The sequence below is a fragment of the Pikeienuella piscinae genome, from assembly GCF_011044155.1.
Taxonomy (GTDB): Bacteria; Pseudomonadota; Alphaproteobacteria; order Rhodobacterales; family Rhodobacteraceae; genus Pikeienuella; species Pikeienuella piscinae.
Genome location: NZ_CP049056.1, coordinates 14,228 through 34,808 on the forward strand (window position 1 = coordinate 14,228; position 20,581 = coordinate 34,808).

General features: G+C 67.4%; 22 protein-coding genes. 11 read left to right on the forward strand and 11 right to left on the reverse strand.

Annotated features, from left to right (window positions below; genetic code table 11):
• Positions 1 to 5 precede the first annotated feature (5 nt).
• Complete coding sequence (locus G5B40_RS00070; protein ID WP_165093548.1) at positions 6 to 1,169, reverse strand: aminomethyl transferase family protein; 1,164 nt, start codon at positions 1,167 to 1,169, stop codon at positions 6 to 8.
• Positions 1,170 to 1,276: 107 nt separating this feature from the next.
• Between G5B40_RS00070 and G5B40_RS00075 the strand changes: the two genes are divergently transcribed.
• Positions 1,277 to 2,194, forward strand: a complete 918-nt coding sequence (locus G5B40_RS00075) for a LysR substrate-binding domain-containing protein (protein ID WP_165093550.1) — start codon at positions 1,277 to 1,279, stop codon at positions 2,192 to 2,194.
• On the opposite strand, the gene G5B40_RS00080 is transcribed toward G5B40_RS00075, so the two are convergent.
• Together G5B40_RS00080 and G5B40_RS00085 are read right to left on the reverse strand one after the other, a co-directional pair.
• A complete protein-coding gene (locus tag G5B40_RS00080) occupies positions 2,160 to 3,401 on the reverse strand; it encodes a cytochrome P450 (protein WP_165093552.1) in 1,242 nt (413 codons plus the stop codon). The genes G5B40_RS00075 and G5B40_RS00080 overlap by 35 nt on opposite strands.
• 57 nt (positions 3,402 to 3,458) lie before the next feature.
• Complete coding sequence (locus G5B40_RS00085) at positions 3,459 to 3,791, reverse strand: TfoX/Sxy family protein (protein ID WP_165093554.1); 333 nt, start codon at positions 3,789 to 3,791, stop codon at positions 3,459 to 3,461.
• A 92-nt stretch (positions 3,792 to 3,883) separates the two neighbouring features.
• On the opposite strand from G5B40_RS00085, the gene G5B40_RS00090 reads away from it, so the two are divergent.
• The gene (locus G5B40_RS00090) at positions 3,884 to 5,026 is read left to right on the forward strand and encodes a COX15/CtaA family protein (protein WP_165093556.1); all 1,143 of its coding nucleotides are present in this window, start codon (positions 3,884 to 3,886) and stop codon (positions 5,024 to 5,026) included.
• Here G5B40_RS00090 and gluQRS read toward each other — a convergent pair.
• Complete coding sequence (gene gluQRS / locus G5B40_RS00095; RefSeq protein ID WP_165103064.1) at positions 5,016 to 5,864, reverse strand: tRNA glutamyl-Q(34) synthetase GluQRS; 849 nt, start codon at positions 5,862 to 5,864, stop codon at positions 5,016 to 5,018. The genes G5B40_RS00090 and gluQRS overlap by 11 nt on opposite strands.
• Before the next feature lie 192 nt (positions 5,865 to 6,056).
• Here gluQRS and G5B40_RS00100 point away from each other — a divergent pair, with 192 nt between their 5' ends.
• From G5B40_RS00100 to G5B40_RS00120, 5 genes are all read left to right on the forward strand, one after another.
• Positions 6,057 to 6,680 carry a DNA-3-methyladenine glycosylase family protein gene (locus G5B40_RS00100; RefSeq protein WP_165093558.1) on the forward strand — a complete coding sequence of 208 codons (624 nt, stop codon included), beginning with the start codon at positions 6,057 to 6,059 and terminating at the stop codon, positions 6,678 to 6,680.
• Between the two features lie 59 nt (positions 6,681 to 6,739).
• Positions 6,740 to 7,348 (forward strand): alpha/beta hydrolase, encoded by a 609-nt coding sequence (locus G5B40_RS00105; RefSeq protein ID WP_165103067.1) that lies wholly within the window; start codon positions 6,740 to 6,742, stop codon positions 7,346 to 7,348.
• A 60-nt stretch (positions 7,349 to 7,408) separates the two neighbouring features.
• On the forward strand, positions 7,409 to 7,618 hold the full coding sequence (locus G5B40_RS00110; protein WP_165093560.1) for a hypothetical protein: 210 nt from the start codon (positions 7,409 to 7,411) through the stop codon (positions 7,616 to 7,618).
• A gap of 81 nt (positions 7,619 to 7,699) precedes the next feature.
• A complete protein-coding gene (locus tag G5B40_RS00115) occupies positions 7,700 to 8,395 on the forward strand; it encodes a VPLPA-CTERM sorting domain-containing protein (RefSeq protein WP_165093562.1) in 696 nt (231 codons plus the stop codon).
• A 213-nt stretch (positions 8,396 to 8,608) separates the two neighbouring features.
• Positions 8,609 to 9,193: an HNH endonuclease gene (locus G5B40_RS00120; RefSeq protein ID WP_165093563.1), complete on the forward strand. Its 585-nt coding sequence runs from the start codon at positions 8,609 to 8,611 to the stop codon at positions 9,191 to 9,193.
• Here the strand turns inward: G5B40_RS00120 and G5B40_RS00125 are convergent.
• Together G5B40_RS00125 and G5B40_RS00130 are read right to left on the reverse strand one after the other, a co-directional pair.
• Positions 9,166 to 9,657 (reverse strand): disulfide bond formation protein B, encoded by a 492-nt coding sequence (locus G5B40_RS00125; RefSeq protein WP_165093564.1) that lies wholly within the window; start codon positions 9,655 to 9,657, stop codon positions 9,166 to 9,168. The two genes, G5B40_RS00120 and G5B40_RS00125, sit on opposite strands and share 28 nt — an antisense overlap.
• Positions 9,654 to 10,235, reverse strand: a complete 582-nt coding sequence (locus tag G5B40_RS00130; RefSeq protein ID WP_165093565.1) for a YqaA family protein — start codon at positions 10,233 to 10,235, stop codon at positions 9,654 to 9,656. Before G5B40_RS00130 ends, G5B40_RS00125 begins: the two co-directional genes overlap by 4 nt.
• A gap of 161 nt (positions 10,236 to 10,396) precedes the next feature.
• On the opposite strand from G5B40_RS00130, the gene G5B40_RS00135 reads away from it, so the two are divergent.
• Both G5B40_RS00135 and G5B40_RS00140 read left to right on the forward strand, forming a co-directional pair.
• Positions 10,397 to 12,415, forward strand: a complete 2,019-nt coding sequence (locus G5B40_RS00135) for an AfsR/SARP family transcriptional regulator (RefSeq protein ID WP_165093566.1) — start codon at positions 10,397 to 10,399, stop codon at positions 12,413 to 12,415.
• A 24-nt stretch (positions 12,416 to 12,439) separates the two neighbouring features.
• Positions 12,440 to 14,734, forward strand: coding sequence for an NAD(P)/FAD-dependent oxidoreductase (locus G5B40_RS00140; RefSeq protein ID WP_165093567.1), 2,295 nt, complete (start codon positions 12,440 to 12,442; stop codon positions 14,732 to 14,734).
• Between the two features lie 86 nt (positions 14,735 to 14,820).
• Here G5B40_RS00140 and purQ read toward each other — a convergent pair whose 3' ends face one another.
• From purQ to purC, 4 genes are read right to left on the reverse strand one after another with little or no spacing between them, the layout of a single operon-like run.
• Complete coding sequence (purQ, locus tag G5B40_RS00145; protein ID WP_165093568.1) at positions 14,821 to 15,516, reverse strand: phosphoribosylformylglycinamidine synthase subunit PurQ; 696 nt, start codon at positions 15,514 to 15,516, stop codon at positions 14,821 to 14,823.
• Between the two features lie 12 nt (positions 15,517 to 15,528).
• The gene (locus G5B40_RS00150) at positions 15,529 to 16,572 is read right to left on the reverse strand and encodes a zinc-dependent alcohol dehydrogenase family protein (RefSeq protein WP_165093569.1); all 1,044 of its coding nucleotides are present in this window, start codon (positions 16,570 to 16,572) and stop codon (positions 15,529 to 15,531) included.
• Positions 16,572 to 16,811 carry a phosphoribosylformylglycinamidine synthase subunit PurS gene (purS, locus tag G5B40_RS00155; protein WP_165093570.1) on the reverse strand — a complete coding sequence of 80 codons (240 nt, stop codon included), beginning with the start codon at positions 16,809 to 16,811 and terminating at the stop codon, positions 16,572 to 16,574. Before purS ends, G5B40_RS00150 begins: the two co-directional genes overlap by 1 nt.
• 48 nt (positions 16,812 to 16,859) lie before the next feature.
• On the reverse strand, positions 16,860 to 17,624 hold the full coding sequence (gene purC / locus G5B40_RS00160; protein ID WP_165093571.1) for a phosphoribosylaminoimidazolesuccinocarboxamide synthase: 765 nt from the start codon (positions 17,622 to 17,624) through the stop codon (positions 16,860 to 16,862).
• Between the two features lie 190 nt (positions 17,625 to 17,814).
• On the opposite strand from purC, the gene G5B40_RS00165 reads away from it, so the two are divergent.
• On the forward strand, positions 17,815 to 18,135 hold the full coding sequence (locus G5B40_RS00165) for a DUF1476 domain-containing protein (protein WP_165093573.1): 321 nt from the start codon (positions 17,815 to 17,817) through the stop codon (positions 18,133 to 18,135).
• A 315-nt stretch (positions 18,136 to 18,450) separates the two neighbouring features.
• Here the strand turns inward: G5B40_RS00165 and purB are convergent, their stop codons facing one another.
• Entirely contained in the window at positions 18,451 to 19,770 is a 1,320-nt protein-coding gene (purB, locus tag G5B40_RS00170; RefSeq protein WP_165093575.1) for an adenylosuccinate lyase, read from the reverse strand.
• A gap of 211 nt (positions 19,771 to 19,981) precedes the next feature.
• Here purB and G5B40_RS00175 point away from each other — a divergent pair, with 211 nt between their 5' ends.
• Positions 19,982 to 20,554, forward strand: a complete 573-nt coding sequence (locus tag G5B40_RS00175; RefSeq protein ID WP_211907381.1) for a biotin transporter BioY — start codon at positions 19,982 to 19,984, stop codon at positions 20,552 to 20,554.
• The last annotated feature ends 27 nt before the right edge of the window (positions 20,555 to 20,581 follow it).

Below are 20,581 nucleotides of genomic sequence, written 5' to 3' on the forward strand. Positions count from 1 at the left end.
CCGCGTCACGGTATCGTCCGGTCGAGGCCGCGCGGGATGCGCTTTTCCGCGTCATAAAAGGGCAGCGCGACGATCTCACACTCATGCGCCGCGCCACCTTCGCCGATCAGGGAGAGCGTTCGGCCGACCCAGCCGCCGGCGCGTTCGAACCGGGCGTAGCCAACGCCGCAGTCGAGATAGGGCGACCACGCGCCCGCCGTCACGCGCCCGACCGTCGCATCGCCATCGACGATCCGGTCCCGCATGCCGGGCGTCGCCCCCGGGCATTTTATCCCGAAGAGCCGCGGCGCGCGCTCCGCCTTCAGAAGCGCCGCGCGCCCGACGAAGCCGTCCTTCTCCAGGTCGATGAAGGCGCCGAGCCCGGCTTCGAACGGCGTCATTGTCCGGTCAAAATCGGTGAGGTTGTCAAGGATGCCCGCTTCGATGCGGCGAATCTCCATCGACGGGATGGCGCTGACCTCCATTCCGTGCGGCGCGCCCGCCGCGAGCAGATGCGCCCAGAGCCGGGTGCAGTCGGTTTCGTCGCCCTGCGTGTAGACCTCGTAACCCAGTTCCGCCGTCCAGCCGGTGCGCGAGACATAGACGCGCTGGCCGCCGACATCGAAGAATCCGGAATGGAAATAGCCGAGCGTATCGTCCACCGCGCCATCGGTGGCATCACGCATGACGGCCGGCGAGGTCGGGCCCTGGATCTGCAGCACCCATGAGTGCGGGTCGGATATGGTTGCCTCCAACCCCTCTCCATGCGCGATGAGCCAGGGTTCCAGCGCGCCGTCCGGCTGCACGAACCAGAACCGATCGTCCGCCAGACGAAAGAGAACCCCGTCCATGTAGAGGCCGCCTTGCGGCGTGCAGGCGATGACATAGCGCCCGCGCCCCGGTTTGAGGGTCGCGATGCGGCGTGCGAAGACGCGTTCCAGAAGCGCAACCGCGTCCGGGCCGGAAATTTCGACCGGGCGTTCTGGCACGTCGTAGAGCGCGCATTTGCGGCGCAGCGTCCAGTATTTCTCGATGACGTTCTCGCCGTTGAACACTGGGTGAAAACGCCCGGCGTAGACCCCCATCACTATCTCGTCCGTCGCGTAGCAGGAGTTGAAGGGCGACTCTTCGAAACGGTGCGCGCTGATGCGCACGGTCTCCGTCGCGTCAGCGTGAATTGAAGTGCTCATCGGCGGGGCTCCCTGCTCGTTCTGCTTCCTGTCGCAACCGATCATCGAATCCGTACTGCGAAAAGAGCATTTGATCTGACGTGAAAGGTTAGAATAACTGACGGCTCATGGCCGACTGGACACCCTCCCTCAACGCCCTGCGCGCTTTCGAAACGGTTGCGCGGCGCCTGAACTACCAGCGCGCGGCGGAGGAATTGCGCGTGACGCCCGCTGCGGTCAAGCAACTCGTCAGGAAGCTGGAGGAGGCGGTCGGCGCGAAGCTGGTTTCGCGGAGCGGACGCGGCCTTGCGCTGACGGAAGCGGGCCGGGCTGGCAGCGTCGGGCTGACCGCCGGTTTCGGTCAGATTCGGGCTGCGGCGGACTTGATGAGGCGCTCGGGCTCGGGCCAGCGCCTCATCGTATCGGTCGAACCTTCCTTCGCGGCCGCGTGGCTCGTTCCGCGTCTCGAACGATTTCGCCGCCTGCATCAGGATATCGCCGTGCTGGTTGATTCGTCGCTGAGGATCGTCGACCTCCGCGCCGGAGAGGCGGATATCGCGATCCGCTTCGGCGTCCCTGTCGAGAGCGACCTGATCACCCATCGTCTTTTCGACGAGGAGTTGCGCGCCTTTTGCAGCCCCGCCCTCTCCCTCGGGCCGGATGCGATCCGCCGTCCACAGGATCTGGCGCGCGCGACCCTGCTGCACTGGGATCTTTCCGAGCTTGGCTGGGCCGCCGCCACGCGCCGCTGGATGGATTGGGCGGACTGGCTCGCCCGCGTCGGCGCGGGCGATGTCGCGCCGGGCGACGGGCTCCGCTTCAGCGATTACAATCTCGCGACGCAGGCGGCGGTGGCGGGGCAGGGCGTTCTTCTCGGCAGCGCGCCGATACTGCGCGGGCTGATCGACGCCGGGCTGCTCTGCAATCCGTTCCCCGAAAGCGTTGTCACCGATATCGGTTACGACCTCGTCGCGACGGCGGCGGGAATGGCGCGGCCCGACGCCGCGCGCTTCATCGAATGGATGCTGGCGGAGACGGAAAGCTGAGCCGCATCGCGTCGATACCGCGCGCTCCGGCCACCCCGCGCAGGATCGGCGCTCGCCCCGCCATCGTCACCGCAGGCGCGAGGGTGGCGAGCGCCGCGAGGCTTTCCTCCAGCTCCGCCCGCGCCAGCGCCTCGCCGAGACAGCGATGCGCGCCGGCGCCGAAGACCGGGTGATAGCGCGGGTGATCCCGCCGGTGGATGTTGAAGCGCGCCGGTTCGGAATAGATGGCGGGGTCGCGCAACGCCGCCAGAACGCTCGGCGCCAATACAGCGCCTTTGGGGATGCGCGCGCCCTCAAGCGCGAAATCGGCGGTGGCGACGCGCGGCAGAGCGCCGATCACCGGATCGAACCGCAGCCCCTCGGCCGCGACGTCGGCCTTCAACCCCTCGCGATCGGCGGTGAACTCGGTCCATTGCGACGGATGCCGCAAGAGCTGCGAGACGGTCGAGCAGAGCGCGATCCGCGTCGTGTCCGAACCGGCGAGGATGACCGAGACGATCTGGACGCACGCCTCAACCTCCGTCAGACCCGCCTCCGCGACATCGGCGGCGAAACCGGAGAGGAAATCATCGCCCCTCGACCGACGCCGCGCGTCCAGAAGCCCGGCGACATAGGCGTTGAGCTCCGAGAGCGCCGCGCCCGCATCCGCCGGGGCCTCCGCCGGGCGGAGCGAGAGGACCCGCATCGCTGCGTGAACCAGCGCTGAAAACTCCGGGATATCGGCGTTCGGCGCGCCGAGGATCTCCGCGATGATCGTCGCCGGAAGACGCCCGGCCACTTCGCCGAGGAAATCGACCTCTCCGCGCCCGAAGTTCGGCCGGATCAGCCCCTCCGCCACCGCGCGGATGCGCGGACGGAGCGCCGCCATTACCGGGAAAGCGAAGGCGCGCGCCAGCGGCCGACGCCGGCGTCGATGCGTCTCGCCATTGGAGAAGAGCAGCGAGTTCGCGAAATATTCGTGGATCGGCCCGGACGCGATCCCCAGCGCCAGCACCTTTTCGGTTTCGACCTGACGGGTCGTCGCCGGGTCCGCGCAGGCCAGCATCGCGTCATGCGAGAAGGTCCAGAAATATCCGTGACGGTCGAGAGCGACAGGGCCGTCGCGGCGCAGCCGTTCGATATAGTCGTGATCCGAAAGCCCCGCGGGCCGCTTTTCCACTCGTGGAAGGTCGGGCGGTTCGATGAGTTTTCGCGGCGTCGCGGCCATGCGACTGTTCCTAACAGCAGAGGACCGGCGCGCGAAGCGCGCGGCGCCGTCCCGCAGTCATTTCGCCGGCAGCGTCGCGACGAACCCGAGGGCCATGTCGAGGAGCGCCGGCAGCACCGTCTCCTCCTCCGCCATCGCGTCTTCGTGGATCCGCACGAAGCCGGCCATCTTCCGTCCGCTCGGCATCGCGTGCTCGACGCCGGGAAAGGCGAGCGCGCGTGCTTCGTTCATCTTGCCGACCCGGACCATCGCCCAGCCTTTCATCGCGCCGCAGACCATGTTGCCCTCAAGCATGAAGCAGGTCCCGCCGAACATGCGTTTCTCGTGGATGCCCGGAAGCGCGCCGAGGGTCGCGGATATCGCCTCGTAAACCGCGCCCGAACCCGCCATCGCCGCCTCCTTCCGCCGCATCCTATCATCCGCGGCGCGGCTTGTCGGCGCCAGACGGCGCGGATATGTGAGGGGCGGAAAAGCGAGGCGGTATGAGCAAGCGAGCGATATTCGAGGAAGTCGGCGCGGCGCCCGAAAAACCCGGCGCCGCCACGCCCGGCGCGGCGGATGCGGCGAAGGTGGCGGCAAGGCGCGCGGTGCGGGTCTGGCTCATACTCCTCGCGGTGCTGGTCGCACTGATGGTCGTCGTCGGCGGGCTTACGCGGCTGACCGATAGCGGGCTTTCGATCACCGAATGGAACCTGGTCATGGGCGCGCTGCCGCCACTCTCGGCGGCCGACTGGAACACGGCTTTCGAAGCCTACAAGACAACCGACGAATTCAAGCTCGAGAATTCGTGGATGACGCTGGCTGATTTCAGGCCGCTCTTCTGGTGGGAATGGGGGCATCGCTTTCTCGGCCGTCTGATCGGCGTCGTCTGGCTTTTGCCGCTGCTCTGGTTCGCGGTGCGTCGGATGATTCCGCGCGGCTGGGGATTGCGGCTGGTCTCCGTCGGCGTTCTCGGCGGGCTTCAGGGCGCGGTCGGCTGGTGGATGGTCTGGTCCGGGCTTTCCGCGCGCGTCGATGTCGCGCCCTACCGGCTGATGGTTCATCTCGGCCTCGCCTTCCTGATCTTCGGGCTGCTTTGCTGGTTCATTTTCCAGCTGGGGCGGGCGGAATGGGCGCTTCTGCAGGCGCGCCGGGCGCGCGTCGATGGTCTTCGTTTCTGGGGCGGCGCGGCGCTTGCGGCGCTCTTTCTTCAGATCCTTCTCGGCGCGCTTGTCGCGGGGACGGATGGTTGGGCCGGCTGGAACACCTGGCCGCTGATGGACGGGGTCTTCATGGCGCCCGAGGTCTCCACTCTGTCGCCGGCCTGGGCCAACCATTTCGAGAACCCGGCGATGACGCAGTTTCAGCATCGCTGGACGGCGCTGCTGCCGCTCGGTCTCGCGCTCGTCTTTCTCCTGCGCGCCGGCCGTTCGGGCCATCGCCGCAGCAAGACCTGGGCGACGGCGCTTTTTCACGGACTCTGGGTGCAGGCCGGGCTCGGCGTCGCGACGCTGTTGCTGCTGGCGCCGAACGACATGATCTGGCTCGCGCTCCTGCACCAGATCGGCGCGCTTGCGCTGCTGGCGCTGGCGATCCGGGCGCAGTTCGAGGTCTCCTATCCGGGTGAGCAGAAGATCAGCGTCTGAGTCCGACCGCGCGGCGAATATCCGTCGGCGTGAGTCCGGCTTCGCGGAGCGTCTCCAGCGAAAGATCGTCCGCCCGTTTCGCCAGCCGACGCCCGGCGGCGTCGCGGATCAGGCGGTGATGGCGATAGAGCGGCGCGGGCAGGCCGAGCAGCGCCTGCAGCAGGCGATGAACCGGGGTCGAGGCGAAGAGATCCTCGCCGCGCGTCACATGGGTCACGCCCTCGGCCGCGTCATCGACCACGACCGCGAGATGATATGCCGCCGCCGCGTCCTTGCGCGTCAGGACGACATCGCCGAGCGCGGCCAGCGCCGCCGCGTTCACCGCGATCTCGCCGGTCTCGCCCGTCGGCCCGGCCCCGAGCTCGGTGAAGGTGAGCGAGCGGACGCGCTCCGCCGCCAGCGCGCAGTCGAGCCGGATCGCCGCCGGCTTGCCGGGCGTCGCCGCGCCGCCGGTTCGCGGCCGGCAGGTTCCGGGATAGACGGGGCCGGCTTCGGCGCCTTCCTGCGGCGCGCCGGCGGCGGCGGCGAGATCGGCGCGGGTGCAGGTGCAGGGATAGGTGAGGCCCATCGCGCCCAGCCGCGCCAGCGCGTCCTGATAGGCCGCGCCGCGCGCGGACTGGCGCATCACCGGCTCCGGCCAGCGAAGGCCGAGCCAGCGGAGGTCTTCGAAGATCCCGTCCTCGAATTCAGGCCGCGCCCGCCCGATGTCGAGATCCTCGATCCGAAGCCGGAAAATCCCGCCGGTCGCTTCCGCCGCCTCCCATGCGGTCAGGGCCGAGAAGGCGTGGCCGAGATGCAACCGGCCGGTCGGGGAGGGGGCGAAGCGCTCGACATGCATGGCGGCGATCAGGCCCGCCCGGTCGCGCGCCGTCAAGCGGCGCGCGCGTGGTTTCAGAGAGCGTTATCGCACGCGATAAGGGGGTCAATATATTGATATTGCAAGGAAACTAAAAAATACTGTTCGCGATAACGCGTTTGAAGGCCGGTTTTTGCCATTGACCCCGGCCGGCGCGCGCGGCCCTTTCGGGCCATGAGGATCATCGAATCGGATGCCGACGTGGCGGAGGGGGCGGCGCATCTGGCGGCGCTCTGCCCGCGTATGGCGCATGCGCTGGAGGTCATCGGCGCGCCGCCGCTTCGCCGCCGTCCTGACGGGTTCGCCGCGCTCCTGCAGGCCATCGTCGGCCAGCAGGTCTCGACCGCCGCCGCCGCCGGCATCTGGGCGCGGATGGAGGCGGCGGGGCTCATCACCGAGGATGCGGTGGCGGCGGCGGATACGGAGGCGCTGCGCGCCGCCGGCCTTTCCCGCGCGAAGGCGCGCTACGCGGCGGCGCTGGCCGAGGCGAGGCTCGACTACGCCGCGCTCCGCGCCGCGCCCGAGGCGGAGGTGATCGCCACGCTGACCGCGGTTCCGGGCGTCGGGCGCTGGACGGCCGAGATCTACCTGATGTTCGCGGTCGGGCGCGCGGACGTCTTCGCCCCGGGCGATCTGGCGCTCCGCGAGGCGGCGCGGGCGCTCTACGGGCTGGAGGCGCGCCCCACGATCCCCGCGCTTGACGAGATGGCGATGGCGTGGCGGCCCTGGCGCGCCGTTGCCGCGCGCATCCTCTTCGCCTATTACCGCCATCTGAAGGGCAGGGAGGGCGTCTCTTGAGCATTCTGGAAGGGCCGCGCGCGGCCGCGCGTTCGGGCGAGGCGCGCTCGCTCGTCATCATGCTGCACGGCTACGGCGCCGACGGGAACGACCTTTTCGGCCTGGCGGAGGCGCTGGCGCCGCATTTGCCGGACACGGTCTTTCGTTCGCCGAACGCGCCGGAGCCCTGCGCGGTCAACCCGGTCGGCCGGCAATGGTTTCCGATCTCCTGGATCGACGGCTCGCCGGAGGCAGCGATGCGCGACGGCGTGCGCCGCGCCGCGGCGACGCTTCACGCCTATCTCGACGAGGCGATGGCGGAGGAGGGCGTCGGCCTCGAACAGACCGTCCTTCTCGGGTTCTCGCAGGGGACGATGATGAGTCTGCTGGTCGGGCTTCGCCGCGCCGAGACGCTGGGTGGAATCGTCGGTTTCTCGGGCCGGCTGGTGGAGGACGACGAAGCCGGGCCGATCACCGCCCGCCCGCCCGTCCTGCTTGTTCATGGCGACCAGGACGAGGTGATCCCGGTCGAGGCGATTCATGAGGCCCGCGCCGGGCTGGCGGCGGCGGAGATTCCGGTCTCCTGGCATGTCAGCCAGGGCGCCGGCCACGGCATCGCGCCGGACGGGCTCCGGCTTGCGCTCGATTTCATCGCCAGAACAGTTGGCGGCGCCAAGAACGGCGCCTGAAGCCTTCGTGGGCCGGACGATTCGGCGCGCGGCGGGCTGTGCGCCGCCGGGGCTGCGGCTATGGCGGCGATGCGGGCTGGATTCATCCATGAGATGTGCGTTTCCGCACTTATCTGGTTAATTGTGACAGTCTTATCGCAATTTGGAATTGAATTCGCCACGATTTCAGGCGAAAAAGGCTCCATCGACGCTCACCTGTTGTTGTGGGCTGTCAATGTGGACTGCGGGGCGCTGGCGAGCAATCGCAACCATCAGCGCATTGTGAAGTGAACCGGGACGTTCGGCGCGAAGCGTCGGCGCGCCCAAGGGTCGACGGTCGTGCGCCGGGCCCTCTTGTTGGGGATGTATGTGATGAAGAGCATCTATTTTTCGGCTGCGGTCTTCACCGCGGCGCTGGCGATGGCGGGCGGGGCGAACGCCGCGACCACTTTCGCGACGCAGATCGACGCCGGCCGCGCCGGCGTGGCGGGCGCCGGCTTCGAGGCGACCTCGCCGGTCTTCAACACCAGCCGTGACGACGCCGGCAATGCGCTCGGCGCGCGGGACGTCGTTTCCGATACCGATGGCGGTTTCTACAGCCTCGGGCGCGGCAACGCCGATGATTCGCTGAACACGGGCGTCGCGGTTTTCGGCTTCGGGACGAGCTTCGGCCTTGAGGCCACCGTCTTCGAAGTGACCTTCGGCTGCTCCGGGGCGACCGGCGGCAGCGGTTCCTGCGGTAATTTCGCGGAGTTCGCGACGGTCTACGCCTTCAATGGGCCCTATACGCCCTTCGACAACACGTTCACCGTCGCCGACCTGCTCGGGCTCGGCTTCAGCGAGGTCGGAACGATCGGCAATGGCGACGCGAACTCGGCGAGCGGCGCGACGATCTCGATCGCAGGCCCGTTCACCTTCCTGGCGATCGCCGACGCGAGCAACCAGGGCGCTGACGGGTTCGATATCGACGCGGTGAGCGTTAACGCGGTTCCGCTGCCGGCCTCGATCCTCTTCCTCCTCGGCGGGATCGGCGGCCTCGGATTCATGCGGATGCGCCGCACGGCGTGACCGGCGGCGAAGACTGCGGGAAGGGCGCCTCCGGGCGCCCTTTCAATTTGCGCGCCGGCCGGCGCGCCGCATGTGGATAAGTCACAATTTTTTCGCACTCCAGGCGCATGTTGTCGCTTGATCGGGACCGGCGCCAAGATATAGTCGCGTCGATGATCGACTTGGGATGCGGGATATGGCGCGCGGGACGATAGATCAGGGGCGACTTACGCGATGACCGGCGCGGCGGCGACAGGTTTCGTCCGCTCGTCGGGTCGGCTGCGCGACCATCCAGCGCTGGTCCTGAACGCCGATTACCGGCCGCTTTCCTATTTCCCGCTTTCGCTCTGGCCGTGGCAGGAGGCGATCAAGGCCTCGTTCCTCGACCGGGTGCAGATCGTCGCCGAATACGACGAAGTGGCGCGCAGTCCTTCGAGGGCGATGCGCATCCCATCGGTCGTCGTCCTGAAGGATTATGTTCGCCCGGCGCTCTATCCCGCCTTCACGCGGTTCAATTTGTTTCTGCGCGATGAGTTCACCTGCCAGTATTGCGGCGCGAGCGGAGAGATGACCTTCGATCATGTGACGCCGCGCTCGCGGGGCGGGCGCACGACGTGGGAGAATGTCGTCGCCGCCTGCCCGCCGTGCAATCTGGCCAAGGCGAACAAGTCGCTGGCCGAAGCGCGGATGCAGCTGCGCCACAGGCCGCTGCGCCCGACGGCGGAGGCGTTGCGGAACGTGGGCCGGAAATTCCCACCCTACCATCTGCACGAAAGCTGGATGGATTTTCTCTACTGGGACGCCGAACTCGACGCGTAGCGGCGCGCGGCGGCGAAGGTCAGCGCTGCCAGGCCGGCGGAGAGTACGGCGTTCCAGCCGGCCATCGAAACCCCGAGGAAGCTCCAGGCGATGTCGTCGCAGCGGATCAGCGGGGCTTGCATCAGCTGCTCGACGAGTTCGGCGGGCGAGAGGTCCGCGACCGGCGCGCCGGTGCACGTCGATGGCCCCCGCCAGTAGCCAAGCTCGACCCCGGCGTGAAAGACGCCGAGCCCGGAGCCGATGACGAGGCTGACCGCGCCGAGGAGGAGAAGCGCGCCGCCCGCGCGGCCGGGACCGGCGAGAACCGCGATCAACGCCAGCGCCATCGCCACGCCGTGCGGCCATCGCTGCCAGATGCACATGTGGCAGGGCAGGAGACCGCCGACATGCTGGCTGAAAAGCGCGGCGCCGAGCACGGCGGCGGGGCCGAGAAAGGCGAGAATCGGAAGCGCGCGGCCGCTCATGCGAGATAGCTCGCCGCGGCGAATCCGCCGAAGAGCAGGACGACGAAAAGCGCCGCCATCAGCCCGAGTCGTTTCTCGATGAATGTGCGGATCGGCGGCCCGATCTTCCAGAGGAGCGCGGCGATCAGGAAGAAGATCGAGAACCGCGCGATGATGCTGGAGATCATGAAAATCGGAAAGCTCAGCGCTGTCGCGCCTGATAGAATAGTGATGATCTTGAACGGAAACGGCGTGATTCCGGCGGCGAGCACGGCCCAGGCGCCATATTCGTTGTACTTGAGCGCAAATATTTCGAATTTTTCGGCGTAGCCGTAAAAATCCAGCACGGGCCGACCGATGCTTTCGAAGGCGAAAGCGCCGAGTCCGTAGCCGAGCACCCCGCCGGCCACCGAGGAAAGGGAGGCGACGAGCGCGATCCGCGCCCAGTCGGCGGGCCGCGCGATCACCATCGGGATCACCAGGACATGCGGCGGGATCGGAAAGATCGAACTCTCGACAAAGCTGACGACGCCGAGCGCCCAGAGCGCGTGGGGCGTCTCGGCGAGCGTGATAGTCCAGTCGTAGAGACGCCTCAGCATGAACGGGCCGATAGCAGCGGCGCGCGCCGCTGTCCATGCGGCGCGGCGCGTGTCGGAGCGCGGGGGTTTGTTTCAGCCTCTGCGCGCATAGGCGCTTGGTGCTGGACGCAACGGCGATTTACATATTCATTAACGACATCTCGGAACCGCCAGGGGGAAAGGTGGGAGAGGCCGCAATATCGCCGGTTATCGAACTCAGGGCGCTCGGCGCGACCTCGGTCCGAGTGCTTCCGGAGAGGATGGAGGCGCCCCTCGGCATGAAGGCGCTCGGCCTCGTCGCCTATCTGGCCGAGAACGCGCCGCGTCCGGTCACGCGGGATGCGCTGGTGGAGTTGTTTTGGGAGCGGGTGGCGCCGACGCAGGGCAAGGGCAGCCTTCGCCAGGAGATCCGACGGATCAAGAAGACCCTCGGGGAGCCGGTGTTCGACGCGGCCTTCACCGTCTCTGACAGCCATATCGGCCTCGTCGAGGGCGCGTTCCACTATGACGTCAGGGATCTCGAACAATGTCTGGCCGCCGAGGAGGCCGAGGAGATCGCGCGTATCCTCTCGCTCTATGGCGGCGATTTCCTGGTAGACAATGCGGCGCGCGCCGACAGTTTCCAGCACTGGGCGACGGAGCGGCGGGAGTATTTCAAGGACGCCGCGATCGCCGCGCTGACGCGTCTCGGCTTTCTGGAGCTGGACGCCGGGCGCGCCGATCGGGCGCAGCGGTCGGCGGACCGGATCGTGTCGATCGACCCGCTGCACGAGCCCGGTCACGAGATTCTCATCCGCTGCCATCTCGCCAACGGTCGGCGCGGCCAGGCGCGGGCGCATTTCGAACGGTTTCGGGCCTTGATGCTGCGCGAACTTGCGACTGAGCCGATGCGGGAGATCGCCGCCCTCGTGGCCCCCGGCGCGGCGGCGCCGCGGCCGCTGAGCCGGCCTCCGCCTGCAACCGCGGCGCCGGCGTCGGGCGTCGGCGGATACGGGGATCGGCCGGTGATCGCGGTGCTCGATGTCAGCCCGCCGATCGCCAACGATCAGGCTTATCTGGCCGCCGGCGTGGTCGAGCAGATCGTCGCCAATCTTTCGAGATCGACCTGGATCAAGGTGGCCGCGCTCAACCCCGCGCCGTTTCCGACGACCGGGGGCGTGGTGGAGCGCAGCCAGCGGGACCTGCGCGATTACGCCGATTACGTGCTGCGCGTCGATGTGCGCACGCTCGCCGGTCGCGTGGCGATCACCGCGACGCTCAACCGTGTCGCAGACAATGCGACGATCTTCTCGAATCCGATGGACGACGAAATCGCCGATCTCTTGGCGCTTCAGCGCCGGGTCGCGCTTCGGATCGCGTCGATCTTCGAGCCGCTTGTGCTGGACGACCAGGCGAGCCGCGAGGCGGCGACGGACTGGGACGAACCCGCCGACCTCAATCACTGGCGGCTTCTAATGCGGGCGCGCTGGCTCTTCTGGACGACGACGAGCAGGAACAATCAGGAGGCGCGGCGGCTCTTGTCCCAGGCGCTGAAAACCGATCCGAAGGACGTGCCGACGCATTGCATCCTCGCCTTTTCGCACATGCTCGACGCCTGGAGCGACTGGACGCCGGATATCGACAGCGCGGTGCGCGAAGCGCAGCGCTGGGCGCAGAAGGCGGTGCGGATCGCGCCGAATGACGGTTGGGCGCAGTTCACGCTCGGCGTCGCCTGTTCCGCGCCGGAGACGCTGGACCAGGCGAAGAGCCGGCTCATCCATGCGCTTCGCCTCGCGCCTTCGCTGGTGGTGGCGACTGGCGATCTGGCGCGGGTGCTGGTCTTTCTCGGCGAGACCGCGCAAGCGCACCGGCTGGTCGACGAGGCGCTGGCGCTGTCGCCCTATGACCAGCAGTCGGGACTCTGGCTGCGCACCAAGGCGTTGGCGCACTGGGTCGAGGGAGAGTCGGCGCAAGCGCTCGACCTGGTGGATTTCGCGCTGATCGTGCGGCCGGGCTGGTTTCAGAACCACTATCTGCGCGCCGCGATTCTCGCTGAGACGGGCGATGAGACGGCGGCGCAGGCAGCGCTGGGGCGGGGCGAGAAATTGATGGGGTCATATTCCGACGCGGCGCTGCGCATCGGGCACCCGTTCCGCGACCGGGCGCTTTACGCCAGGCTCGTACGGGCGCTGAACCGGGCGGGGGGCAGTTTCATTGAATAAACTGTTGAAACGAGGAGAATTGGAATGGCCAGATCGCGTAAGGTGAAGAAAATAGCCGTTCTTGGCGGCGGACCGTCCGCGCTCGTCGCCGCGTTCCGGTTGACCGACAAGCCGGACTGGGCCTCGAAATACGAGATCACGGTCTATCAGCAGGGCTGGCGGGTCGGTGGAAAATGCGCGACGGGGCGCGACCTCGACCGTTCGAAACGGCTCTATGAACACGGCATCCACGGGTTCCTCGGCTGCTATTACAACGCGCTGACGGTGATGAAGGATGTTTTCGCCGAGTTGCGGCGGCCAGCCAATCACCCCGTGCCGGATTTCGAAAGCGCCTTTCACGCCATGTCGGGGGTCATCCGCTACGAGATGGATGGCGACAAGCTGAAGAAATGGCCGATATACGCGCCGCCGGACTGGCATGACGTCAAGCCGAAGAGGGGGGCCAAGGAGCCGACCCTGACGCAGATGGTGGAGAAGGCGCCGGAACTGGCGAAGATCGACGTCTGGGTGAAGGGCCTGATCCGGCTGGCGAAGGCGTCTATGCTGCAGGCCTACGCCAAGACCTTTCGCAACCTGGAGACCTACGCCTATATCCTGAAGACGCAGGATATTCCGCAGTCGGGCGGCGCCCATCCGGCGCATTCAGATCCGGCGAACGGCGTCTTCGACATGCGGATCAACGAGGGTGAGGAAGCGTTCAACGCCGCGATCCTCGGGTTCCTCTCGCGCACCGCGGCGGCGGAGAAACGGGGTGACCTGAAAGGCGTGGCCGCGACCTTCCGCGAGGCGCGCGATCATCTTTCGGTCATCGTCGAGGCGGGCGGCGGGGGCGACGAATCCGCCCGCGACCGGCTCCGCCGGCTCGCGCTGCTGCTCGATTTCTTCTCGGCGATCATCCGCGGCGTCGTCGCCGACCGGATCATGGCCCGCGGCTTCGCCGGCATCGACAGATACGACCATGTCGACTGGCTCAGGAAGCACGGCGCGGCGGAGGAGACGATCAATTCGCCGCTGACCTCCTCCACCCCCAACATCACCTATCAGTATCCCGAGGGCGACAGCCTGCGCCCGCCGGTGATGGCGGCGGGGGCGTGGCTGCACTGGTCGATGATGACCTTCACCTATATGGGCCGGTTCATCGAACTCTTCGAGGCCGGATCGGGCGAGACGCTGATCGCGCCGCTCTACGACGCTCTGGTCAAGCGCGGGGTGAAATTCGCGTTCTTCCACCGGGTGAAGGAGATGCGCGTCGCGGATGGGGAAATGGCCGTCGACGAGATCGACATCGATGTTCAGGCGACGGTGAAGAAGGGCGCGCTGGATTACCAGCCCTATATCACCGTGAAGAACCCCGGGCTGAAACGGCCGCTCGAATGCTGGCCGGACAGGCCGCTCTACGACCAGTTGGAGGAGGGGGCGGCGCTTGCGGCTTGCGGCGCCGATCTGGAGAGCTTCTGGTGCGACTGGGCGCCGGTCGGGCGCAAGACGCTGAGGCGGGGGCGGGATTTCGATGATGTGATTCTCGGCATTTCGATCGGCGCGCTACCGTTCATCACCGCAGATCTCGCGCAACGGCACCGGCCCTGGAAGAAGATGCTTGCGGAGCGGCGCACCGTGGTGACGCAGGCGATGCAGATCTGGATGAACGAGACGCCCTGGGCGCTGGGTTGGGCCGGTTACACCAACAGCTATGACGACTACATGCTGTCGGCGAATTTCATGACGCAGCCGAACGGGCAGGGAGACTTCACCAAGTATATCGAGTACGAGGAATGGCCGGAGGATCACCGGCCGAAGGCGCTGATGCTGCTGTGCGGCACGCTCCCATTCTATCACGAGATCGACGGAACCGAGGGGGCGGAGTTCCCGCTCAGGATCAAGGCGCAGGTCAAGGCGCAATCGATCCAGTTCCTGCAGACGACGGGCGGCTTCATGCTGCCGGGCGCGACGGTGGCGGGGCGGCAGGGCTATGGCGACCCGTTCGCCTTCGATTTCGACCTGTTGCATCCGGTGAAGCCGGAAACCGCGACGACCCGCAAGCGCGGGGCCCAGCGGTTTGACGACCAGTATTGGCGGGTCAATCTCAGCCCGTCGGAGCATTACGTCTCCACCCCGCCGGGTTCCACGAAATATCGCCTGCCGGCGCATGACACCGGGTTCGCGAATCTGTCCATCGCCGGCGACTGGACCGAGAACGGGCTGAATGTCGGGTCGATGGAAGGTTCGGTCCGCTCGGGGATTCTGGCGGCGGAGGCGGTGATGGGCGTGCCGCGCTCCAGGAGCAGCGTGATCGGGCTCGATCCCAGGGTGAAGACCTGAGAGGGGCGCGCCCTCCTCGGGGCCCCGCCGGGGCCGCCTCGTCGGGCGGGTCCGCGCGGCGGCGCGTCCCGGGCGCGCGGCGCCGATCAGCGCGCCATCGCGCCGGCAAGGCTTTCGAAGAGCCGGGCGCCGTCCACACCGCCATGAGCGGGCTCGGCGTGGCGCTCGGGATGGGGCATCATGCCGAGAACGCGGCGGTTCTCCGAGAGGACCCCGGCGATGTCCGCGGCCGATCCGTTCGGGTTGGCCGCGGCTGCGGCCCGCCCCTCCACACCGGCGTAGCGGAAGGCGACGCGATCCTCGGCGTCGAGCCGGACGAGAAGTTCGGGGCTGGCGATGAAATTTCCGTCGTGATGGGCGACAGGCATGCGGATTATCTCGCCGGGCTGGTAGCACGACGTGAACGGGCTGCTCGCGGTCTCGACCTTCAGGTGAACGTCGCGACAGACGAAGCGGAGCCCGGCGTTGCGCATCAGCGCGCCGGGGAGGAGGCCGGCTTCGATCAGCACCTGAAAGCCGTTGCAGACGCCTAGCACGATCCCGCCCTTCACGGCGAATTCCGTCACCGCCCGCATGACCGGCGAGCGGGCGGCGATCGCGCCGCAACGAAGATAGTCGCCGAAGGAGAACCCGCCCGGGATCGCCACCATGTCGAGCCCTTCAGGCAGGGCCGCGTCCTTGTGCCAGACCATGACCGGGGCGCGGTCTGTCGCGCGCCGGAGCGCGACGGCCATGTCGCGGTCGCAGTTGGAGCCGGGAAAGACGATGACGGCGGTTTTCATCGCTTGGTCCTTTCAGGCGGCGAAATCGGTGATGACCGCGACGCCGGGGGGCGTCGGCCCGTCCATCGCGGCGAGTTCGGCGCCGGCGCGGTTCAGGCCGATCCGGCGGGTGACGAGCGGGGCGGGATCGACCGCGCCGCTCTCGATCAGGGAAAAGAGCGAGGGATAGCGCCAGCCGGGCATCCCGCGTGTGCCGAAAAGCGCCAGCTGGCCGGCGTAGACCACGTCCCAGGGCAGCGTCATCGCGGCGTGCGCGCCGGCCGGCATCCCGATCTGCACATGGCGGCCGAGCTTGCGCAGGCAGCGGAGCGACGCCTCTGTCGTCGCTGCGACGCCGAGCGCCTCAAGGCTGACATGGGCGCCGCCGCCGGTGATCTCGCGGATCGCTTCGGCCGCGTCCGTATCGACGGCGTTCACGACCGCCTCGGCGCCGAAGCGGCGGGCGGTCTCCAGCTTGTCGTCCTGTATGTCCACGGCGACCACGCGCGCGCCGAGCGCACGGCCCAGCATCGCGGCCGAAAGTCCGACGCCGCCGGCGCCGTGCACCGCCAGCCATTCGCCCGCCTTCAGCGCCGCGCGTCCGGTCAGCCCGTGCCATGCGGTTGTGACGCGGCAGCCGAGCCCGGCGGCGACCGCGGGCTCCATCCCCTCGGGAAGGGCGGCGAGATTGTGGTCGGCATGGGCGACGCCGATCCGTTCGGCGAAAGCGCCCGGCGCGGTGAAGCCGGGAACGATCTGCGTCGCGCAGATGGTCTGGTTCCCGGCTGCGCAATCGGGGCAGGCGCCGCAGGCGAGGATGAAGGGCGCGATCACCCGGTCGCCCTTGCGCCAGCGCCGAACCTCGGGGCCGACCTCTTCGATCACGCCACAAAATTCATGGCCGGGAATCTGCGGGAGAACGATGTCCGGGTCCGACCCCGACCAGCCGTGCCAATCGGAGCGACAGACCCCGCAGGCGAGGACGGAGAGAATCACCCCGTCGGCGGGGCAGTCCGGCTCCGCGACCTCGCGCACCTCCAGCGGCTGGCGATAGGCCGTCAGCAGCGCCGCCCGCATCAGCCGATCTCGACTTCGTAGTTTTCGATCACGGTGTTTGCGAGAAGCTTCTCGCACATGTGCCGCGCCGCCGCCTCGGCGCGCGCCGGGTCGGTCTCGTCGAGGTCGAGCTCAAGGAACTTGCCCTGCCGCACCCCGTTGACGCCGGAAAACCCGAGCTGCCCGAGGGCGTGGCGCACCGCTTCGCCCTGTGGGTCGAGAACGCCGTCCTTCAGCGTGACATGAATCCGCACTTTCATTGCGCCGTCCCGTCTCTTTCAATCGTCCTGTCTCGCAAGCGTCTGCTCTCAGTGAACCAGTTTCGGGCCGGAGCGCGGTTTCACGCCGTTCTGGGGCATGATGCCGAGCCGCTTCGCGACTTCCGTATAGGCGTCGGCGAGATTGCCGAGATCGCGGCGGAAGACGTCCTTGTCGAGCTTCCGGCCGGTCTCCGCGTCCCAGAGGCGGCAGCTGTCGGGGCTGATCTCGTCGGCCACGATGATGCGCTGGAAATCGCCCTCCCAGATTCTGCCGGTCTCGATCTTGAAATCCACCAGCTTGATGCCGACGCCGAGAAAGAGCCCGGTGAGGAAGTCGTTCACCCTCAGCGCCAGTGCGAGGATGTCGTCGATATCCTGATGGCTGGCCCAGTTGAAGGCGATGATGTGCTCCTCGGTGACCATCGGGTCGTGGAGCGCGTCGTCCTTGTAGAAGAACTCGACGATCGGGCGGGGCAGAGGCTCGCCCTCATCGATGCCGAGGCGCTTGGAGAGCGAGCCGGCGGCGATGTTCCTGACGACGATCTCGAGGGGGATGATCTCCACCTGCCGGATCAGCTGCTCGCGCATGTTGAGCCGGCGGATGAAATGGGTCGGCACGCCGATCGTGTTGAGCGCGCCCATGATATGCTCGGAGATGCGGTTGTTGAGCACGCCCTTGCCTTCGATCACGTCGCGTTTCGTCGCGTCGAAAGCGGTGGCGTCGTCCTTGAAATACTGGATGAACGTGCCCGGCTCGGGCCCTTCGTAAAGGATCTTCGCCTTGCCTTCATAAACCATTCTGCGGCGGGCCATGCGGGCTCCTTCCTGGGGGAACGGGCCAAAGGGAATCGGGCGCGGCGATCCCTGCCGCCGCGCCCGCCCGCGGCTTATAGGGCGAAACGGCGCTCTGTCGCAAGCAAGCGCCAATTAAGCGGCGCGCCGCCGCTTCACAGGGGCGCGGCGGTCGCCTATGTGTGACGGGACACCACGGAAAGGGTTCCTGATGACGACTTTCGACGACCGCAAGAAGGCCTTCGAGAAGAAATTCGCGCATGACGCTGAAATGGCGTTCAAGGCGGCCGCGCGACGCAACAAGCTTCTCGGCCACTGGCTGGCGCCGAAGCTGGCGATCGAGGACGCCGACGCCTATGCGCGCTCGGTGGTCGTCGCCGATCTCGAGGAATCGGGCGACGAGGACGTGATACGCAAGGTGATGGCGGATGTCAGAGCGGCGAAAGTCGATCTGGACGAGGCTGAAATCCGCGCGAAGCTCGCCGAGTTCGGAGTCGAGGCGATGGCGCAGATCATGGCCGAGACCGACTGAGCGCCGGAGCTATCGAAGGGGCGGCGCAGCCGTCCTTCTTCATTCGCATGCGGGGCGCCGTCTCTTCTCAGGCGGCGAAGGCCGCTGCGAGCGTCAGCGCGATCCATCCCAGTCCGACCGCGGCGCAGATAGCCATCAGTGCGGTGGGAAATGGAATCGGGTCGTCGTCCATCACTTCCTCCGGGGGTTGTGGGCGGCCACGTTCAGCCGTCCGGTACCCGGAAAGATGGGGGTGCGCGGCGGTAGCGCAACGCGCGTCCCGGATTCGTGACGGCGCTGTGTGCATGTCGGCACAGACGCCGGCCGGGAGCCGGGTCAGGCGGCGTCGTCATCCTCCGGCCTGAACACCCGCGCGAAGATCGTCTCGACATGCTTCGTGTGATGGCCGAGGTCGAAATTCGCCTCGATCTCCTCCCGGGTCATCACGGCGGTCACTTCGGCGTCGGATTTCAACTCGTCCATGAAATCCGCGCCCTCTTCCCAGACCTTCATCGCGTTGCGCTGGACGAGGCGATAGGCGTCCTCCCGGCTGACGCCCTTTTGCGTCAGCGCCAGCATCACCCGCTGCGAATGGACGAGGCCGCGGAACTGGTTCAGATTCCGCTCCATGTTCTTCGGGTGCACGACGAGCTTGTCGATGACGCCGGTCAGCCGGGCGAGGGCGAAGTCGAGCGTGATCGTCGCATCCGGCCCGATCATCCGCTCGACGGAGGAATGGGAGATGTCGCGTTCATGCCAGAGCGCGACATTCTCCATCGCCGGCAGCGCATAGGCGCGCACCATGCGGGCGAGCCCGGTCAGATTCTCGGTCAGCACCGGGTTGCGTTTGTGCGGCATCGCCGAGGATCCCTTCTGGCCGGGCGAGAAATATTCCTCCGCCTCGAGCACCTCGGTGCGCTGGAGATGCCGGATCTCGATCGCGATCCGCTCGATGGAGGACGCGACGACGCCAAGAACGGCGAAGAACATCGCGTGCCGGTCGCGCGGAATCACCTGCGTCGAGACGGGCTCAGTCTCCAGCCCCATCTTCGCGGCGACATGCGCTTCCACCGACGGGTCGATGTTCGCGAATGTGCCGACCGCGCCGGAGATCGCGCAGGTCGCGACCTCCTGTCGCGCCTGCGCGAGGCGGCTCCGGTTGCGGTCCATCTCGACATAGGCCTGCGCCAGCTTCAGCCCGAACGTGGTCGGCTCGGCGTGGATGCCGTGGCTACGGCCGATGCAGATCGTGTGCTTGTGCTCCTCGGCCCTCCGCCGCAGCGCCGCGCAGAGCGCGTCCATGTCGTCAAGGAGGATATCCGCAGCGCGGACGAGTTGGACGTTGAAACAGGTGTCGAGCACGTCGGAGGAGGTCATGCCCTGATGAACGAACCGCGCCTCGGGCCCGATGAATTCCGCGAGGTGAGTGAGGAACGCGATGACGTCGTGCTTCACTTCGCGCTCGATCGCGTCGATCTTCGCGACGTCAAATTCGGCGTCCTTCGCCTTCCAGACGGCCTTCGCGGCGCTCTCGGGAATCACGCCGAGCGCCGCCTGTGCGTCGCAGGCGTGGGCCTCGATTTCGAACCAGATGCGGAACTTGGTCTCTGGCGACCAGATCGCCGTCATTTCGGGGCGGGAATAGCGGGGGATCATGGCGCGCCTGCGGCTGAGTGCGGAATGGCGGCGAAGTAGCATCGGGCGCCCGGATTGGCAACGCGGCGACGCTTTGATGTTGCGCCCCGGCTGAAACTTGGCGACCATTGCAGCCGCGCCGCAATTCTGCGGCGTGGCCAATCAACCAAAATGAGGGTTATCGACGATGACGGGACAAGTGCTGACAGACAGAGTGTCAACATTAGGAAAAGTGAACCCCTGGCTGAAGCGCGCCGCCATGCTGGCGCTTGGCGTCGCGCTGATGTGGATCTCCGCGAAGATCCGGGTGGCGACGCTGCCGGTGCCGGTGACCATGCAGACGCTCGTCGTCATCGCTATCGGAATGGCCTATGGCGCGCGGATGGGCGCGGCGACGATGATCGCCTATCTGGCGCTCGGCGCGGCGGGGCAGCCGGTTTTCGCCGGGACGCCGGAGTTCGGCGTCGGCCTCGCCTACATGTTCGGGCCGACCGGGGGCTATCTCGTGGGTTTCATCGCCGCTGCGGCGGTGACCGGATGGCTGGCCGAACGGGGCTGGGACCGCAACGTCCTGACCGCGAGCGCGGCGATGGCGGCCGGGATTGTGGCGCTGTTCCTGCCCGGCGTTCTCTGGCTCGCCTATGGCTTCCCGATCACCGCCTTCGGAGCCGATCTCAGCGGCGTCGGGCTCGAAAAGGCCATTGCCTACGGCGTCTTTCCCTTCATCTGGATCGACGCGATGAAGCTCGCGCTGGCGGCGGTCGGCTTTCCGCTGATCTGGCGGCTGCTCGGCGGCCGCTTCTGACACGCTGACGCGCTTCACGACGAGAAC